Here is a 13,552-nt window from a genome sequence, read left to right as displayed (position 1 = left end):
CGGTGCCGAGGATCCGCGCCTCGGCGGCCACGACGGCGTCCTACCGCTCGGCGGTCGCGGAGGTGGCCTCGGCCTGGGCGACGGCGCGGTCGACGTTCCTGTCGCACAACAGCGCCAGGTTGTAGCCGCCGTCGCAGGTGTAGTCGCCGGCGAGGACGGCGACGGGGTCGCCGGTGTCGACCAGGCTGTTGCGCGCGAGCACGAAGGCGTCGAACTTGCCGGCCAGCGCGTCACTCTCGATCCGCGAGTACTCGCGCACCTCCAGCGTCACCTTGAACCCGGCCTTCTCCAGCTGCTGTTTCAGCACCTGGGCGACCTCCGGCAGTTCGGGCCGGTTGTCGTACGTGGCAAGAGTGATCGACGTGCCGTCGGGCTGCGCGGCCCGCGCCCGCCCCACGGGCTGCTGCCGCTTGCCCTCGGCCCAGGTCACGGCCGGCCCGTAGACGCCGACACCGGCATCGGCGTGCCCCTCGTACACACCGTCGGCGAGCGCGGAGGTGTCGACGGCGGCACGCGCGGCGGCCCGCAGCTTCGCGTCCTTGAACACACCAGACTTGCTGTTGAGCAGCAGGCTCGTGGTGCGGGTGGTCGCGGTCTCCCGGCCGGCGCCCTCGTCGAGACTCGCGGCCTGCGAGACGGGCACCGCTTCGGCGATGTCGATGTCACCGGTGCGCAGGGCGGCGGCGCGGGCGGTGCCGTCGGCGATGAACTTCGCGTCGATGCCGGAGGCCTGGGCGCGGCCGCCCCAGTAGTCGTCGTAGCGGTCGAGGGTGGCGGAGCTGCTGCCGGTGACCTTGGTGAGCTCGAAGGGCCCGGTGGCGGTGCCGACGAGGTCGACCCGGTCCTTCTCCTCGTAGGCCTTCGCCGAAAGAACCGCGAGGCTGGGACTGGCGAGCCGCAGCGGCAGTACGGGATCGGGATCGCCGGTGGTGATCCGCACGGCACTGCTGCCCTCGGCCATGGCCGTGAGGGTGACCCCGGAGAGGGCGGCGGGTTCGGGCTTGGCCTCGGTGGCCTCGGTGAGGGAGGCGGCGACCGCCTTCGCGGTGACGTCGGTGCCGTCCTGGAAGGTGGCCTCACGCAGGGTGAACAGCCAGGTCCGGTCGTCCTTGCGCTGCCAGGAGGCGGCGAGCGCGGGCGCTGCGGCACCGTTGGCGTCCAGGGCGGTCAGACCCTCGGTGACGCCGAGCCGGCTCAGGATGGTCGCATCGGCACCGTACGGGGAGAGGTTCTCGGCGGGCGGGAAGGCGAGCGCGACCCGCAGCCGGGAACCGTCCTTGTCGTCACCGGAGGAGCCGGTGTCGCCGCCGGAGGCGAAGCAGCCGGCGAGCAGCGGTATGAGCAGCACGGAGGTGACCAGTCGGGAGGAGCGCACGCGTGTCACCGCCCCAGGGGAATCTCGAAGTGCACGATCCCCTGCCCGCCGCCGGGATCCTCCCGCTCGTCGTGCACCACCTTGGCGCACGACCGCCAGAAGCCTTCGGCGCCCGGCACGGCAGGATCGGTGTGCAGATACGCGGAGCGGTATCCGCCGTCGGCCTCGGCGAAGGCGACCAATGCGTCCACGAGCCGTCGGGCGAGCCCGCGGCGGCGGTGCTCGGGGCGCACGTAGACACGGCGCAGCTGCGCGGTCTCGCCGGAGGGGAAACGCTCGGCGACGTCCCGTGGGTTGGGCGGACAGGCCGGGCCACGGGAGTCGAGGGCGGCGGTGGCGACCACGCTGCCGTCGCTCTGGTCCACCGCGACGAGGAGGGTGTGGCGGGCGGGGACGAGATAGGCGGCGGCCGGGTCGATGATGTCGCCGTGCCGGCGGGGCACGTATCCGGTCCCGAAGTCGCGGTAGACGGTGTCGAGCATGACGGCTCGGGCGCCGTCGAGGTCTGCGGGTTCCGCGATCCTGATGCAGTAGTCACGCACTTGCACATCATATGCATTAAGTCCGAGGCATGATCACCAGTCGTCGCCGCCCGTCTTCGTGAGGTGGTCCATCGCTCCGTCATTCCATGTGATCACGAACGTGTCCTCGCCACGGATCGGGTCCGCGGAGATGACGGCCGTGCCTTCGAACACGTCGGTCTTCGGGCGCCCCGGTTTCAGGTCCGCCGTGTTGACGCACGTGATCTTCACCTTGTAGGGGTCCGGCCCGGCGGTGAGGTCTCCGAAGCAGAGGTCGGTACCGCTCCCGCTCCCCACGCCCCGGGGGCGGCCCAGCGTGCTGAGCTCCTTGTTCTTGCGCACGGTCAGGACGTAGAAGAGGGAGCCGGAATCGCTCTGGCTCAGCGTCCAGCTGCCGACGGGACTGACCGGACCGCGGGTGGGCGTCGGGCTCGAGGGGCTCGGGCTCGACGGGGACGCGGACGGACCGGAGCGGGGCTTTCGCGTGCCGTCCGCGCCGTCGTCGGCGCCGGGCGTGCCGTCGCTGCACCCTGCCGCGGCGAGCAGCACGGCGGGCAGGACGACGGCGAGGGCGAGGCGGGTCGGGAACCAGGATGGGGCAGGCATGGGCTGTCCGTTCAGCGGTTGACGATCGATGAGAAGGCGTCGCGCACGTCGGACGCGGACGGCTCGACCCAGTCCGAGGTCGGAACGACGCCGTAGTAGGTGAGGAAGTAGGGGCAACTCGTACCGTCGATCTGCACGCTGCGGTCGGCCACGAGCTTTCCGGTGCGCACTTCGTACGCCTTCACCGGGACGCGGATCTTGTGGAACGTGACGTTCCTGGTGGGCCCGCCGGAGTCGGCGTCCCGGTAGGGGCACGTCTCCACGGCGGTTCCGAAGCTCTCGGTTCCCACGCACACGATCAGTGCGGCCTCGTCCGGGATCTGTGCCTTCCAGCGGTCGGGCAGCTTGTCCGGGTACTCGTCGTCCCCCAGGAACAGCGCGCGGTTCGCCCCCTTGCGGTAGGCCGGGGCGCCGCTGTACTTCGCCGGGTCCGCGCAGTACCCGCTCGTCGCGCTGCCGGTCTTGTTCACCAGCTCGCGGAGGTGGTCGAGTTGGAGGCCCAAGGTGACCTTCCGCAGCCCGCCGCGGGCCTGCTTCGTGCGCGTGTCGTCCGGGTGCTCGTCGAGGAGTTGCTCGTACTGCGACCGCGCCTGCGGCCACTGCTGCTTGCCCAGGAGGTCGTCGCCGCAGTCCAGGAGGGCGGCCGGCGCGGCCCGGGTGGCGACGGCAGACGACCTGTCCAGCAGGTCGGGGCCGTCCCCGCGGGCGCGGAGCCAGTCGGTGACCCGTACGGTCTCGCACGCGTCGTCCGTGGGCAGACCACCGAGAAAATCGTCCAGGGCGGCTTCGACCGTCTGCTCGTTGCCCGGCTCTTCGAGAAGCGAGGCGAGAATCCGGTACCCCGCTCCGAGCGCCTCGACATCGGCGTCACGGAGCCCCGCGGACAGCTCGGCCCGTGCCTCGTCCAGCCGCCCGCAGGCCGCGACGGCCACGTCACCGCGGTCGGCCAACGGGGCACCCGCGAGTCGGTGGCCGAACCACACGCGCTCCTGGGCGGACACGACGCCCACGCAGTCGCCGCTCTCGCGCGCCTCGGTGACACGGTCCTCTATCGCGTGCGCGTCGAACCGCAGCAGCCCGACGACCAGCAGCACCGGAACCGTCACGGCGAGCGCGCGCAACCACTGCCCGAGCCGTGCCGGGCCCCGCTGCCCCGGCAGTGCGGGATGCAACTGAGCTCGCGTTGCCGGGTCCTGCTGCCCGCGGCGCATTCGGTTCTGCGCCCCGCGCGCCAGCAGCCACCCGTGTGCGACGACCAGCAGCCACCACACCAGCAGCACGACCTCGCACCAGGGTTCCGCGACCGACGCGACCGTCCACACCAGCGCGACGGTGACCGTGCCGGAGGCGAGGAACAGCCCCCGGCGCCCCATCAGCAGATAACCAACGCCCAGCAACGATGCGTTGCCGACAGCGACGGCCACCGGGTCGCGCTCCGCCCGGACCTCGGGCGGCTCGTCCGCGGCGTACGCCGGCTCGTCCATGATCCTGACCCCCTTTTTCGGTGCTCGGTGTACGCCGGCTCGTATCAGTCGTCGCTCAGGGCCCGGCTGGCGTGCAGGAGATCCATCCGGGCGCGGACGTAGGCCTCGGCTCTGGGCGTGTACAGCAGGACCACGCCGGGCACCGCGAGCGCGACGGCGAGGAGAAGTGTGGTGCCCCCGTAGAGCGGGTCGGCGAGGGCGAACGGCGTGGCGAACACCAGCGTGACCGCCGTCAGACAGGTCACCGTGGTCCGGGCCGTACGCCGTCCGCGGCCGGCCCGGATCCCGAACCAGAAGCAGGCAAGGACGAGCCCGGCCGTCAGGTTCTGCACGCCCGGGTCGGACGACGCCGCCACGGCCGCCACGAACGTCCCCAGGATCAACAGGATCACCGCGAGGGTCACGCTCCCGGGCCGGCGGGCCTCGTCAGGGGTCATCGGCGTTCTCCTTCGGATGCGGGTGTGGGGGCGCGGGCCCGGGTGGGGCGGGGCGGCGCGGCACACGAACGCTGGCGCTCCGCGCCGCCCCGGGCTCCCCCTTGGCATCAATCACACCGCCGTACACCGTTGTTCAGCAGCCCGATCGCGGCACTGAACAATGCGGCGCGACGGCGGACCAGTGCTTGAACAACCATTCGCGCGGAAACAGCCCCGCGTACTCCGCCATCACCCGTGGCGGTGCCGCCACGTCGTACTCGTCGGCGCGAGGGTGGTGCCGTCGGGAGCCGTGAAAGTTGGCATGGGCAGGAGCCTGACAGCGGGAAGCGATGCCGGCAATCGGACTACCGTTCCGCGGCCCGACGGCTCCGGCTTTAGCCGGGGGGAGCACATTTTCCCCGCAGCTCCGTGCAACCTTTTCACAATCCCGCTGGTCGCCTTCTGCATGCACGTGCAACTCACGTACGGGGCACGCCACGCTCACCACCCGAGCCAAGGCCCCTGACGCCCAGCCCGCTGAGCGAGCCCACGTTGTCGTGCCCGTCAAGGTCGCCACGTCGAGCGAGTCGCCTTGGCCAACGACCTCGGGCCCCACGCCGCCCGCCCTGCACGTACGATCCGCCCCGCCCGGAGCTACCCCATGCCGAACGCAGAAGAAGACACCCGCAAGGTCCAGACCGCCGTCTCCGGGCACGCCGGATCGGACTTGCCGGTGTACCTCCCCATGGACGCCGACGAATTCGGCGCGTTCATCTCCCGCTACCCCCAACGCGCCTTCTTCTGCGGAACGCTCCTCGGCGGCTGTGGCCAGAGGCTGTCCCCGAAGCAGTACCGGGACCGCAAGTGCCACTTTGCCCATGTGTCGGCAGCAGTCAACTGCCGCCGCACGGAGGGAGACGAGGCCAGCGCCGACCACCTCTACATCGGACGGGCCATCGCCGACTGGCTGAAGCGGCAGAAACAGCGGGCGGTTCAGCCCGTGTACAAGCCCAAGGGCCATCAAGTCCGTGACGTCATCGACGTGTCGTACGAGGCAGGGCGCCGACTGGTACGTGTTCAGCTCGCCCGGCGATCCAAGCGGGAGTGGGAGGAGTCCGACGCAGAGCTCCGGGCCCGGCACGCCGGCCTCGACTGGTTGTTCGGACCCGACAGTCTCCTCGCCAACTGGCAGCTCGATCGGCAGGGTTACGCCCTCCGGGTGCAGTGCCGGTCACTGGGTGCGACCCGCGAGGTGGAGATCGGAACCCAGTTTCCGGACCGGCCCGTGGAATGGACGTCTCTGTCTGAATGCTCTCTCACGCCCGAAGGCATCGTCACCCCGGGCCTGCTCCACACGCCGAGCGGCATCGTTCCGCGCCACGCCGCCCCGGCAACGCCGGCCCTTCCCGCGTCCGCCCTACCGCTCACCCCTGCCTCCATCCTCATCACTGACGCCGCGCTGTCCCACGCCACCGACACACACCGCTTCTTCGACATCTCCGTACGCGTCAACGCCCGCCTGTCCCTCCCTGCCCACGCGGAAACGCCCGACGTCCATCACGCGTACCTGCCCATGGGCGCCACCCTCTCCCCCGACAGCGATGGCACTTGGCTGATCGAGGCCAGGGCGCTGCACCGCATCCAGGCCGACACCACTACCCAGCGGAAAACGGACAGCGGCCGACCTCCCGCCACACTCACGATCCGTCGCCCCGGGAACAGCCGCTTCCGCCCGACGCCGACCTCGTCACGTCCTTCCGCGCGACGCTGGAAAACGCAGCGCGGAGCAAGAACATCGTGACCATGGCAACGCTGTGCAGGCGAGCGTCCCTCCACGACCATGAATTCTCCGTGGAGCGGTGGCGGGAGCTGCTCGTCCAGGTCGAGCAGCCCCGGACACCCGGAAAGCCCATCCTGTCCGCCCTCATCAAGGGGCGGGGCGGTGGCCCAGCTCCGTTCTTCAGAGAGGTGCTGCGCGGACTCGGCTGGACGAAGGACTTCTCAGACGCCGAGTTGCTCGGCATTTGGGACCGCGAGCGCCGCCGCGCCCACGCGGCCTACAGCAGGAGCGGCCCGGCGAACCCACCCTCTCTCCCAAGCCATGAAGCCCAGAGCCGCCCATCGGACCGGATCGCTTCGTGGCGGGCCGATTCTGCCTCCGCTCGCCGCCGCGCGACCTTCGACGCGCTGCTCGACCTGACTCATGAGGCGCGGCATGCCGGCGATCTCGATGCCTTCGAGCAGAACCTGTTCCTGGCGGAACAGGAGGCCTGGTCGACGGACGCCCACGAGACCGTGCAGGGCCTCACGGACTGGCTGGTGGACCAGCGCGGCGACGAGTTGCACGAGACCTGGGAGCGCCTGTCCGCGCTCGTCGATCAGCTCAACCGCGCGGGAGACGACCTCCATCCGGACCAGCTGCGCCGCGTTCTCCGGAGCGCCGAGGAACTCGCCGAAGAGATCGGAGAGGAGCTGGCAGCGGAGGAGCTCCGCGACATCGCGCGCTGGCGGCAACACCTGGCACGGATCACCGAGCGCCTTACGCTGTCGGAGATTCGCGGCCACGCCGTCGCCGTCCGCGTCGCGCTGCGCAGGACCGCGCGTGCGGGGCATACGACGACCTGGGGTGAACTGGCTCTGCGGATCGGAGCTCCTCTCGCGGCTCTCCACCCGGACGACAAGGTCGCCGTACTGGTCGAGGCGGACCGCGAAACACCGGATGACAGGCCGCTGCTGTCCGCACTGGTCACCGCGCACGGCGCTGACCGGCCGCATCCGCTCTACCGGCAGGTCCTCTTCAACCTGGACCGGCCGACTCCCTTGTCTGAGGCACTGTTCATGTACTGGCGCATGGCGCTGCGGCGGCACTCCGAACTACGGTGACGCCCGCTGTCTGCGGACCCGAGCGCTCCCGCTCCACGATTGGCGGATCCGTGCCCCTCCCGCCTCCGGTCGTGCCTGGTCACGGGCTCCGGAGCTGGCACAGATCTACCAATCACCGTCCGCGGCGGCCGCAACGCCGCCGACGTACGCACCGCTCAGGCGTCCGCCACGAACGCCAAGAACCGGGACCATCCCTCATGCGCGACCGCGAAGTGGGGGCGCGTGAGGTCCTTGGAGTCCCTTACGTGGACGGCATTTTCGGTGAGGGCGACCTCCACACAGTCGTCGCCCTGGGCGCTGCTGTAGCTGGACTTGAACCAGTCGAGCTCAGACGTGGTCATAGCGCTCCTCGCATCCGCTCCAGCAGACCCGCGGAGTCTTTCGGAGAGAGGGCCTGCGAACGCAGTCTCGCATAGCGCATCTGGATCCTGCCGACCTCTTTTGGATCAGCGATCAAGCGGCCGTTCTCCTGCCCCTCGGAGTACGCGAGCCGTCGGCAGTCCGGAGTTTCCAGCAGGCGCACGGGTCCGGCAAGGCACGCGTGGTACTCACTGTCGGCAGGCATGATCTGCAGCGTGACGTTCCTCCGAGCACTGAGTGCAAGGACGTTGTCGAGGAGTTCACGAGTGACCGCTACTCCCCCGAGGCGGCGCATGAAGACGGCTTCCTCAACGATGAAGTCGAAGGTTGTGTTGGGCCTTTCGTACAGAAGCTGCTGACGCTCCAAGCGCGCCGCGATCGTGGCCTCCAACTCGCCGTCCGTTAGAGGCGGGATGTCGTTGTCGCAGAGCGCGCGCATGTACCCCTCCGACTGCAACAACCCCGGCACCAGCCGACACTCGTACGTACACAGGCTCACGGCCACCTTCTCCAGCCGCGCCCACTGCCGGAACCAAGCAGCCAGCCCCGGCTCCCCCCGCGTCAGGTGCCTGGCCGCCTTCCGCAGGGCGCCCGTGTTGCCTAGCGCCTCCTCGGCCCGCTCCACGAATGACTCGTCCGGCATGCGGCGCACCAACTCCACCGACTCCACGGTGTGCTTGGAGAACCGGACTCGCGTGCCGAAGTCGGCCCGGCTGAGCCCGGCGTGCTCGCGCAGGGCCTGGACGACGGCCCCGAAGGTCCGCAGGCTGTCCGACGGGTCGGGCTCCCGCTCCCAGTCGGCTGCCGTCACATCAACGTCGCCGCTCGTCATACGCGGCCACCTCCCGGTGCGTGTGCGTGCTCCCCGCGCTCATCTCACCCAGAGTGACGTCAAGATCCGCGTACTGTCCACCGACTGTGCCCGTACGCTGACCGAACGTACGGACCTCGGTGCTGGTAAGCGCCCCGCGCGCCCGCCACCGTGGCACCCATGAACGCAACCGTCCCTCAACTCCCCGCTACCGTAGGTACGTTCTCTCAGCTGCTCTCCTCCACCCGGCGCGGCGCCCGTCTCGCCCGGCTGCTCGCCGCCGAGCAGCTCCGCGCCTGGGAGGTCCCACCCGCCGTCACGGAACGTGTCGAACAGATCGTCGCCGAGCTCGCCGCCAATGCCGTACTCCATGGCCAGGTGCGAGGCCGCGACTTCCGGCTCGCCCTCACCCTCGACACCGCGACCAGCACGCTCCGCGTCGAAGTCACCGACGCCCGCAGCGACCACATGCCCGCGCCACCGGCGGATCCGGGCGCGGACGGTGAGTCCGGCCGCGGTCTGCTTCTGGTCGCCGCGCTGGCCGACCCCTGGGGCACGGAGCCGTATCTGCCGAGAGGCAAGACGGTGTGGACGGAGCTGGATTCCCGTTCCACCCGCGCTCACTGATGGCGAAACTCCCCTGTGCCCCACCGCGGCCGCGCCGGAAGCGATACCGACACCACGGGCGCGGTGGAGCACGAAGTCCCAGCGCACGCAGGGCAGAGGGGGGCATGGGTGAGTGACACGACACCGGGTGCTGACGGCCGCGGCCTGTTCGACGACTTCGAGGCCTCCGGACCTCGACAACCGAGGACTTCACAACAGTGCTGACTGGCGGCCTGGTCGCCCCGGACGCCAATGCGCTGCAGAATCTCTACCGGTATACGTACGAGCCGGGCGAGATGCGGGCGTCCGGCTTCTCGGTCCACCCGCTCCTCTTGCCACTGATCAACGACTTGGCGGACGGCGACGAGCAGTAGCGCCCCCAGAGCCGGATCACGACCGAACCCTGGGGCCGCTGACACGATGGTCAGGGAGATGCCGCGAACGTCTCGATCTCACAGCGCGCTGCGCCGCTCTTGCCGATCCTGGCATCACTGGTGATCAACGGCACGCCCAGGCTCTCAGCCAGGGCGGCGTACTGGGCGTCGTAGGCGGACAGGTTGCTCGACAGGCCCTTGATGCGCTCCCAGAGGATCAACGTCTCATGCCGGTCGATCGCCAGGTCGCGGTACGTCGCCAGGGCCTTGCGCAGCTGTATTTCGTTCAGCTTGGGCTCTCCACCGCGCCGACCGCGCGCCAGGCCCAGCAAAGCGGACATGATCTCGTAATCGATCAAGTGAGGTGCAGCGAGGCGGTCCTCCTTCGCGACACGTTCACGGACCCGGTGCCCGATGGAGCCCTCGTCGGTGAGGAAGAAGACGAGCGCCGAGCAGTCGACGACAATCATCGGCCCGCCCTTGCGTCGTCGATCGCGGCCAGCACGTCCGATGGGCTCAGGCTTGCACTGGCCTCGGCCTCGGCACGGGCAGCGGCCTCGGCGAGCGTGGGTCTGGCGGCTTCACCGACCAGCACTTCCAGCGCATACGCCTGGAGCGACTTGCCCGCCTGCGCGGCACGGGACTTCAGTATGGCGAGAGTGCTGTCCGGAACATCCCGGATCGTCAGAGCGGTCATGCCTGCATTTTAGCGGCGATACAGGCAAATTGCAGCGGACGCGTGGGACCGTCGAGGACATGAACGGCCGCACCCTGGAGGGAGAGGAGGCATGATGCGGACCAGCGACGAGATCTATCACCGGGTCCTCTGGGACCCGCGGTTCGACCCGGCCCGTTTCGTGCTGGGGATCAGCCAGCGCGGGGACGCCCCCAAGCGCATCCCGCTGCGCTCCTTCGTGCCCGGGGGCGACATCCCGTGGCACCGGGTGGTGTTCATCGAGGCGGACGGCGAGGTGGTCTGGGACCGGGCCACGGGTGTGGACTGCATCGACACGTCGGACGCCGGCCGGGTGCGGGGTAATGCGCCCACCCCGGAGGGCTGGTACGTATCGGACCATTACGGTGTGGAAGCGGACCCGAGCTTCGGCGGGAGCAAGCCCACTGGCGTCCTCGCCATATCCCCGACGCCCCGCACGGCGGTGGCGTGGATCCCGCCTGCGCAGCTGTGGCCGCCGATCCAGGACATCCGCCGGGATCACGATCCGCAGATCCACCGCTGGCCGCCGCACGTCAATCTGCTCTTCGGCTTCGTGCCGGAGGCCGACTTCGAGCGGGCGGCCCCGCTGCTGGCCGCGGCGGCGGCCGAGACGCCGGTCTTCACCGCCCGGCTCAACGGGGTGCGCACCTTCCGGCACCGGGCGTACTTCACCGTGTGGCTCGACCCGGCGGCGGCCGGCGAGACGCCGTGGGCGGGTCTGTACCGCGCTCTGCAGCAGCGGTTCCCACGCTGTCGTGGGCGCGCCAAGGGCTTCACACCGCATCTGTCCCTGGGCCGGACCCGGGATGCGCAGCGGGTCGCCGCCGACTGTGCCGCCCGGCTCGACGCCATGACGGCGACGGTCTGGGAGCTCGTCCTGCTCTCGCGCAGGGGCGACGGGCCGATGCGGCCGCGGGCAACGGTCGCTCTCGGCACGGGCGAGGTGCGCTGGCTGCCCGACCCGGGCCCCGGTGCGCCGGGCACGGAGGACGCAGCCTGGCTCTCCGAGATCACCGACAGATGAGGCAAAGGGCCGCCTGAGTGGCGGCCCCGCCCGCTTACGGGAGGGGCCGCCGTCGGCGCTAACGGGCCGACACCGTCACCAGCGCCGGCGCGTACCCCGTAGGCCGCGCCGTGAACGTGCCGCGGCCCTGCGTGCGACTGCGCAAGCGGGTCGCGTAGCCGAAGAGTTCGGCCAGCGGCACGGTTGCGGTGACGACCGCCGAGCCCGCCCGGGTGACCGAGCCGGAGACCCGGGCGCGCGCCGGGCGGAGCGATCCGGCGCCTCTGTGCCCTTCACGGGTACGGGGTGCGTGCCTGGCGGCGGTGTGCCGCTGCCGTGGCCAGGACGTGGATCAGGCGGGCCAATGAGAGTGCGCCCACCGGATCATCTGCGTACCTCCGTACTTGCACGGGGCCGACCTCGTCCAGGAACACATCCTCGCGTGCCAGGACAAACGCCATCGTGAGGAGGGCCGCGCGCCCGTTGCCGTCGTCGAACGGGTGAAAGAAGCACACATCCAGGTAGGCGCGGGCGGCGCGGGCGGGAAGAGGGACGTCCGTACCGGCGGCACTGGCCTGCGCCAGGCACTCCTCGAACCGCTCACGGGTACCGGCATGCAGGCCGTACCGTTCGCGTCCCCCCTTGGAGAAGGCAGGGAGTGTCCGGAACGAGACGTCCGGACGGCCGAGGACCAGCTTCTGCCACCCAGTCATGAGATCGAAGCCGAGTGAGCGCTCGGCCACGGCGTCCTCCCGGACCGATCGCCAAGCTGCGCGTATGCGATCTCCACGCGCCGTATCACCCGGCTCGTCGCGAGCGCCTGCGGCCACGTCGATCCCGTCGCACCGGCCTCGGATGGGGCCGACCAGTTCCTCGGACGCCTGCTCCCACGCGATCTGCGAGCGTACCCTGAGCCAGCTCTGGAGATCGTCACGCACCGTGCTCTCCAATGGTCTCCCTGGCACGGCCGACCGCCTCCTCGTCGGGGGCGACCCAGCTCTCAAAAGCGGAGTCCACCACTTCGTCCGCCAAGTCCTCCGCCTCCCCGGCAGACATGCCGGTCGACTCCAGGTACCACGCGAACGCCTGCGCGCACGGACCACGCCACAGCTCACCGGCACCGGTTCGCTCGACAACAAGTGTCACGAGAGGCGCGACACCACGCTCGCGCAGCCGCCGTACCTCTTCTTCGTCGGTGTCCGGCCCCGGAGCGAACTGCGCGAAGAAGGCAGCGAGTTCCTCCAGCCACGCGCGCCATTGGAGCAGTGCGCTGGTGTACCGCTGTGCCTGCTGCTCCAGGTCGTGGGCGCCGAGACCGCTGACTGGAAGATCTCTGATGATCGCCCCGGAGTAGGGGGATTCATCCACCGCGTTGTACCAGCCGAACGCCCACGACCCGTAGTGCTCGGCAAGGCCGCGGGCAATCGAATTGGTTGACCACAGCCCTCGTGGTCGTCCCGACTCGGGGTCCTGCGAGGACACCACGTCACGCACCACGTCGAGTGCCTGATCGGGATTGAACGGATGTGTGGTGGGGTCGACGTCCTGCCACGTCATCGACGTGGGGTACCAATCGGAACTGATGGCTACTCCTGGCATCTGTGCGTCTGCGTTTCTACGGTTGTGACGCCTGCTCCGGCATCGACGTCAGAACAACGAACGGCGGGTCGAGTGAATCATCGTATTTGAGGATGGTTCTCACGCCCTTCACGTCGATGGCCTCGGCGTCCATCCCCTTGTTCTTGAACCCTTGGTTATTCACGTCATTGGGCTGCTTGGTCACACTGCGGCCACTGTATTCGCCGTTCGGGGCGGTGGTTTCGATCGGCAGCTTGGGGTCGTCGTTCGCTGCGCTCGGCGGGCGGCCCAGCCACTCCTTGATCTTGTTCGAGTTCACGTCGATGTTGTGCTGAGTCAGCTCCTGGGCCCGCTCGGCCGATGTGAAAGTGGAGGCGCTGCCGATCGACGGCTTGCCATAGGGCCACGAGTTGGTCGGTGGGCCGCCTTGGTCCCGCAAACGCTGGGCAAGCTGCTCGTCCGTCTTCCCCACGTGCTTGTCAAGAGTGTGTTGAGGATCTTCTGCTCCCCGTCGCTGGTCATGAGCTTCACGAACTCGGTGGCGCCGTCGAGGTTGTCGGTGTTCTTGAAATACGGCGAGGTTGATGCCGGCGACCATCGAGTTGACCTGCTTGCCACTGCCCGGGGTGCCGGAAACTTCCTTGACGAGGAGAGCCGCCCCATGCCGTCCAACTCCCCGGATTCGCCCGGCCGCCAGCGCCCCGGCGTGGCCCGCGCCGGAGGGCGGCCCCGCCCGCGTACGGGAGGGGCCGCCGTCGGTGCTAACGCGTCGGTACCGTCGCCGGTGCGGGCGCGTAGCCGGTGGGCAGGGCCGTGAAGG

16 protein-coding genes and 3 pseudogenes are annotated in these 13,552 nt (G+C 69.8%); 5 read left to right on the top strand and 14 right to left on the bottom strand.

Annotated features, from left to right (window positions below):
• Positions 1-40 precede the first annotated feature (40 nt).
• Genes ACTWQJ_RS31235 through ACTWQJ_RS31215 form a run of 5 tightly spaced genes read right to left on the bottom strand, consistent with a single transcriptional unit; the run spans position 41 to position 4,423 of the window.
• On the bottom strand, positions 41-1,375 hold the full coding sequence (locus tag ACTWQJ_RS31235; protein WP_443309876.1) for an ABC transporter substrate-binding protein: 1,335 nt from the start codon (positions 1,373-1,375) through the stop codon (positions 41-43).
• Positions 1,376-1,380: 5 nt separating this feature from the next.
• Entirely contained in the window at positions 1,381-1,917 is a 537-nt protein-coding gene (locus ACTWQJ_RS31230) for a GNAT family N-acetyltransferase (RefSeq protein ID WP_443309875.1), read from the bottom strand.
• A 33-nt stretch (positions 1,918-1,950) separates the two neighbouring features.
• The gene (locus ACTWQJ_RS31225) at positions 1,951-2,502 is read right to left on the bottom strand and encodes a hypothetical protein (protein ID WP_443309873.1); all 552 of its coding nucleotides are present in this window, start codon (positions 2,500-2,502) and stop codon (positions 1,951-1,953) included.
• Positions 2,503-2,513: 11 nt separating this feature from the next.
• Positions 2,514-3,986: a hypothetical protein gene (locus ACTWQJ_RS31220; protein WP_443309871.1), complete on the bottom strand. Its 1,473-nt coding sequence runs from the start codon at positions 3,984-3,986 to the stop codon at positions 2,514-2,516.
• Between the two features lie 44 nt (positions 3,987-4,030).
• Entirely contained in the window at positions 4,031-4,423 is a 393-nt protein-coding gene (locus ACTWQJ_RS31215) for a hypothetical protein (RefSeq protein ID WP_443309870.1), read from the bottom strand.
• Between the two features lie 640 nt (positions 4,424-5,063).
• Between ACTWQJ_RS31215 and ACTWQJ_RS31210 the strand changes: the two genes are divergently transcribed.
• Positions 5,064-6,203 carry a hypothetical protein gene (locus tag ACTWQJ_RS31210; protein WP_443309869.1) on the top strand — a complete coding sequence of 380 codons (1,140 nt, stop codon included), beginning with the start codon at positions 5,064-5,066 and terminating at the stop codon, positions 6,201-6,203.
• Positions 6,200-7,285 carry a hypothetical protein gene (locus ACTWQJ_RS31205; protein ID WP_443309868.1) on the top strand — a complete coding sequence of 362 codons (1,086 nt, stop codon included), beginning with the start codon at positions 6,200-6,202 and terminating at the stop codon, positions 7,283-7,285. The genes ACTWQJ_RS31210 and ACTWQJ_RS31205 overlap by 4 nt, the downstream gene beginning before the upstream one ends.
• 155 nt (positions 7,286-7,440) lie before the next feature.
• Here ACTWQJ_RS31205 and ACTWQJ_RS31200 read toward each other — a convergent pair whose 3' ends face one another.
• Positions 7,441-7,626, bottom strand: coding sequence for a DUF397 domain-containing protein (locus ACTWQJ_RS31200; protein ID WP_443309867.1), 186 nt, complete (start codon positions 7,624-7,626; stop codon positions 7,441-7,443).
• Complete coding sequence (locus tag ACTWQJ_RS31195) at positions 7,623-8,477, bottom strand: helix-turn-helix domain-containing protein (protein WP_443309866.1); 855 nt, start codon at positions 8,475-8,477, stop codon at positions 7,623-7,625. Before ACTWQJ_RS31195 ends, ACTWQJ_RS31200 begins: the two co-directional genes overlap by 4 nt.
• 159 nt (positions 8,478-8,636) lie before the next feature.
• On the opposite strand from ACTWQJ_RS31195, the gene ACTWQJ_RS31190 reads away from it, so the two are divergent.
• Positions 8,637-9,083 (top strand): ATP-binding protein, encoded by a 447-nt coding sequence (locus ACTWQJ_RS31190; protein ID WP_443309865.1) that lies wholly within the window; start codon positions 8,637-8,639, stop codon positions 9,081-9,083.
• A 197-nt stretch (positions 9,084-9,280) separates the two neighbouring features.
• The gene (locus tag ACTWQJ_RS31185; protein WP_443309863.1) at positions 9,281-9,436 is read left to right on the top strand and encodes a hypothetical protein; all 156 of its coding nucleotides are present in this window, start codon (positions 9,281-9,283) and stop codon (positions 9,434-9,436) included.
• A 50-nt stretch (positions 9,437-9,486) separates the two neighbouring features.
• Here ACTWQJ_RS31185 and ACTWQJ_RS31180 read toward each other — a convergent pair whose 3' ends face one another.
• Together ACTWQJ_RS31180 and ACTWQJ_RS31175 are read right to left on the bottom strand one after the other, a co-directional pair.
• Positions 9,487-9,906: a type II toxin-antitoxin system VapC family toxin gene (locus ACTWQJ_RS31180; protein WP_443309862.1), complete on the bottom strand. Its 420-nt coding sequence runs from the start codon at positions 9,904-9,906 to the stop codon at positions 9,487-9,489.
• Positions 9,903-10,133, bottom strand: a complete 231-nt coding sequence (locus tag ACTWQJ_RS31175; protein ID WP_443309861.1) for a FitA-like ribbon-helix-helix domain-containing protein — start codon at positions 10,131-10,133, stop codon at positions 9,903-9,905. The genes ACTWQJ_RS31180 and ACTWQJ_RS31175 overlap by 4 nt, the downstream gene beginning before the upstream one ends.
• 94 nt (positions 10,134-10,227) lie before the next feature.
• Here ACTWQJ_RS31175 and ACTWQJ_RS31170 point away from each other — a divergent pair.
• Positions 10,228-11,103 (top strand): annotated as a pseudogene (locus ACTWQJ_RS31170) (RNA repair domain-containing protein); the annotation flags it as partial.
• Positions 11,104-11,233: 130 nt separating this feature from the next.
• On the opposite strand, the pseudogene ACTWQJ_RS31165 reads toward ACTWQJ_RS31170, so the two are convergent.
• From ACTWQJ_RS31165 to ACTWQJ_RS31145, 5 genes and pseudogenes are all read right to left on the bottom strand, one after another.
• Positions 11,234-11,431: pseudogene (locus ACTWQJ_RS31165) on the bottom strand (hypothetical protein); the annotation flags it as partial.
• A gap of 16 nt (positions 11,432-11,447) precedes the next feature.
• Positions 11,448-11,897 (bottom strand): Fic family protein, encoded by a 450-nt coding sequence (locus tag ACTWQJ_RS31160; protein ID WP_443309860.1) that lies wholly within the window; start codon positions 11,895-11,897, stop codon positions 11,448-11,450.
• A gap of 187 nt (positions 11,898-12,084) precedes the next feature.
• Complete coding sequence (locus ACTWQJ_RS31155; protein ID WP_443309859.1) at positions 12,085-12,711, bottom strand: hypothetical protein; 627 nt, start codon at positions 12,709-12,711, stop codon at positions 12,085-12,087.
• A 58-nt stretch (positions 12,712-12,769) separates the two neighbouring features.
• A complete protein-coding gene (locus tag ACTWQJ_RS31150) occupies positions 12,770-13,204 on the bottom strand; it encodes an RNase A-like domain-containing protein (protein WP_443309858.1) in 435 nt (144 codons plus the stop codon).
• Positions 13,205-13,218: 14 nt separating this feature from the next.
• A pseudogene (locus ACTWQJ_RS31145) lies at positions 13,219-13,366 on the bottom strand (sugar ABC transporter substrate-binding protein); the annotation flags it as partial.
• Positions 13,367-13,552 lie beyond the last annotated feature (186 nt).

Source organism: Streptomyces sp. KR55, from assembly GCF_052245645.1.
GTDB lineage: Bacteria > Actinomycetota > Actinomycetes > Streptomycetales > Streptomycetaceae > Streptomyces > Streptomyces flavusporus.
Note: the sequence above shows the minus strand (reverse complement) of the source record. Positions and strands in the feature narration are given on the sequence as shown.

Excerpts from the sequence above, each read along its gene's own strand:
- ACTWQJ_RS31210 (WP_443309869.1), top strand. The coding sequence starts at position 5,064 with ATGCCGAACGCAGAAGAAGACACCCGCAAGGTCCAGACCGCCGTCTCC.
- ACTWQJ_RS31155 (WP_443309859.1), bottom strand. The coding sequence starts at position 12,711 with ATGACGTGGCAGGACGTCGACCCCACCACACATCCGTTCAATCCCGAT.
- ACTWQJ_RS31180 (WP_443309862.1), bottom strand. The coding sequence starts at position 9,906 with ATGATTGTCGTCGACTGCTCGGCGCTCGTCTTCTTCCTCACCGACGAG.
- ACTWQJ_RS31175 (WP_443309861.1), bottom strand. The coding sequence starts at position 10,133 with ATGACCGCTCTGACGATCCGGGATGTTCCGGACAGCACTCTCGCCATA.
- ACTWQJ_RS31215 (WP_443309870.1), bottom strand. The coding sequence starts at position 4,423 with ATGACCCCTGACGAGGCCCGCCGGCCCGGGAGCGTGACCCTCGCGGTG.
- ACTWQJ_RS31200 (WP_443309867.1), bottom strand. The coding sequence starts at position 7,626 with ATGACCACGTCTGAGCTCGACTGGTTCAAGTCCAGCTACAGCAGCGCC.
- ACTWQJ_RS31225 (WP_443309873.1), bottom strand. The coding sequence starts at position 2,502 with ATGCCTGCCCCATCCTGGTTCCCGACCCGCCTCGCCCTCGCCGTCGTC.
- ACTWQJ_RS31195 (WP_443309866.1), bottom strand. The coding sequence starts at position 8,477 with ATGACGAGCGGCGACGTTGATGTGACGGCAGCCGACTGGGAGCGGGAG.
- ACTWQJ_RS31190 (WP_443309865.1), top strand. The coding sequence starts at position 8,637 with ATGAACGCAACCGTCCCTCAACTCCCCGCTACCGTAGGTACGTTCTCT.
- ACTWQJ_RS31220 (WP_443309871.1), bottom strand. The coding sequence starts at position 3,986 with ATGGACGAGCCGGCGTACGCCGCGGACGAGCCGCCCGAGGTCCGGGCG.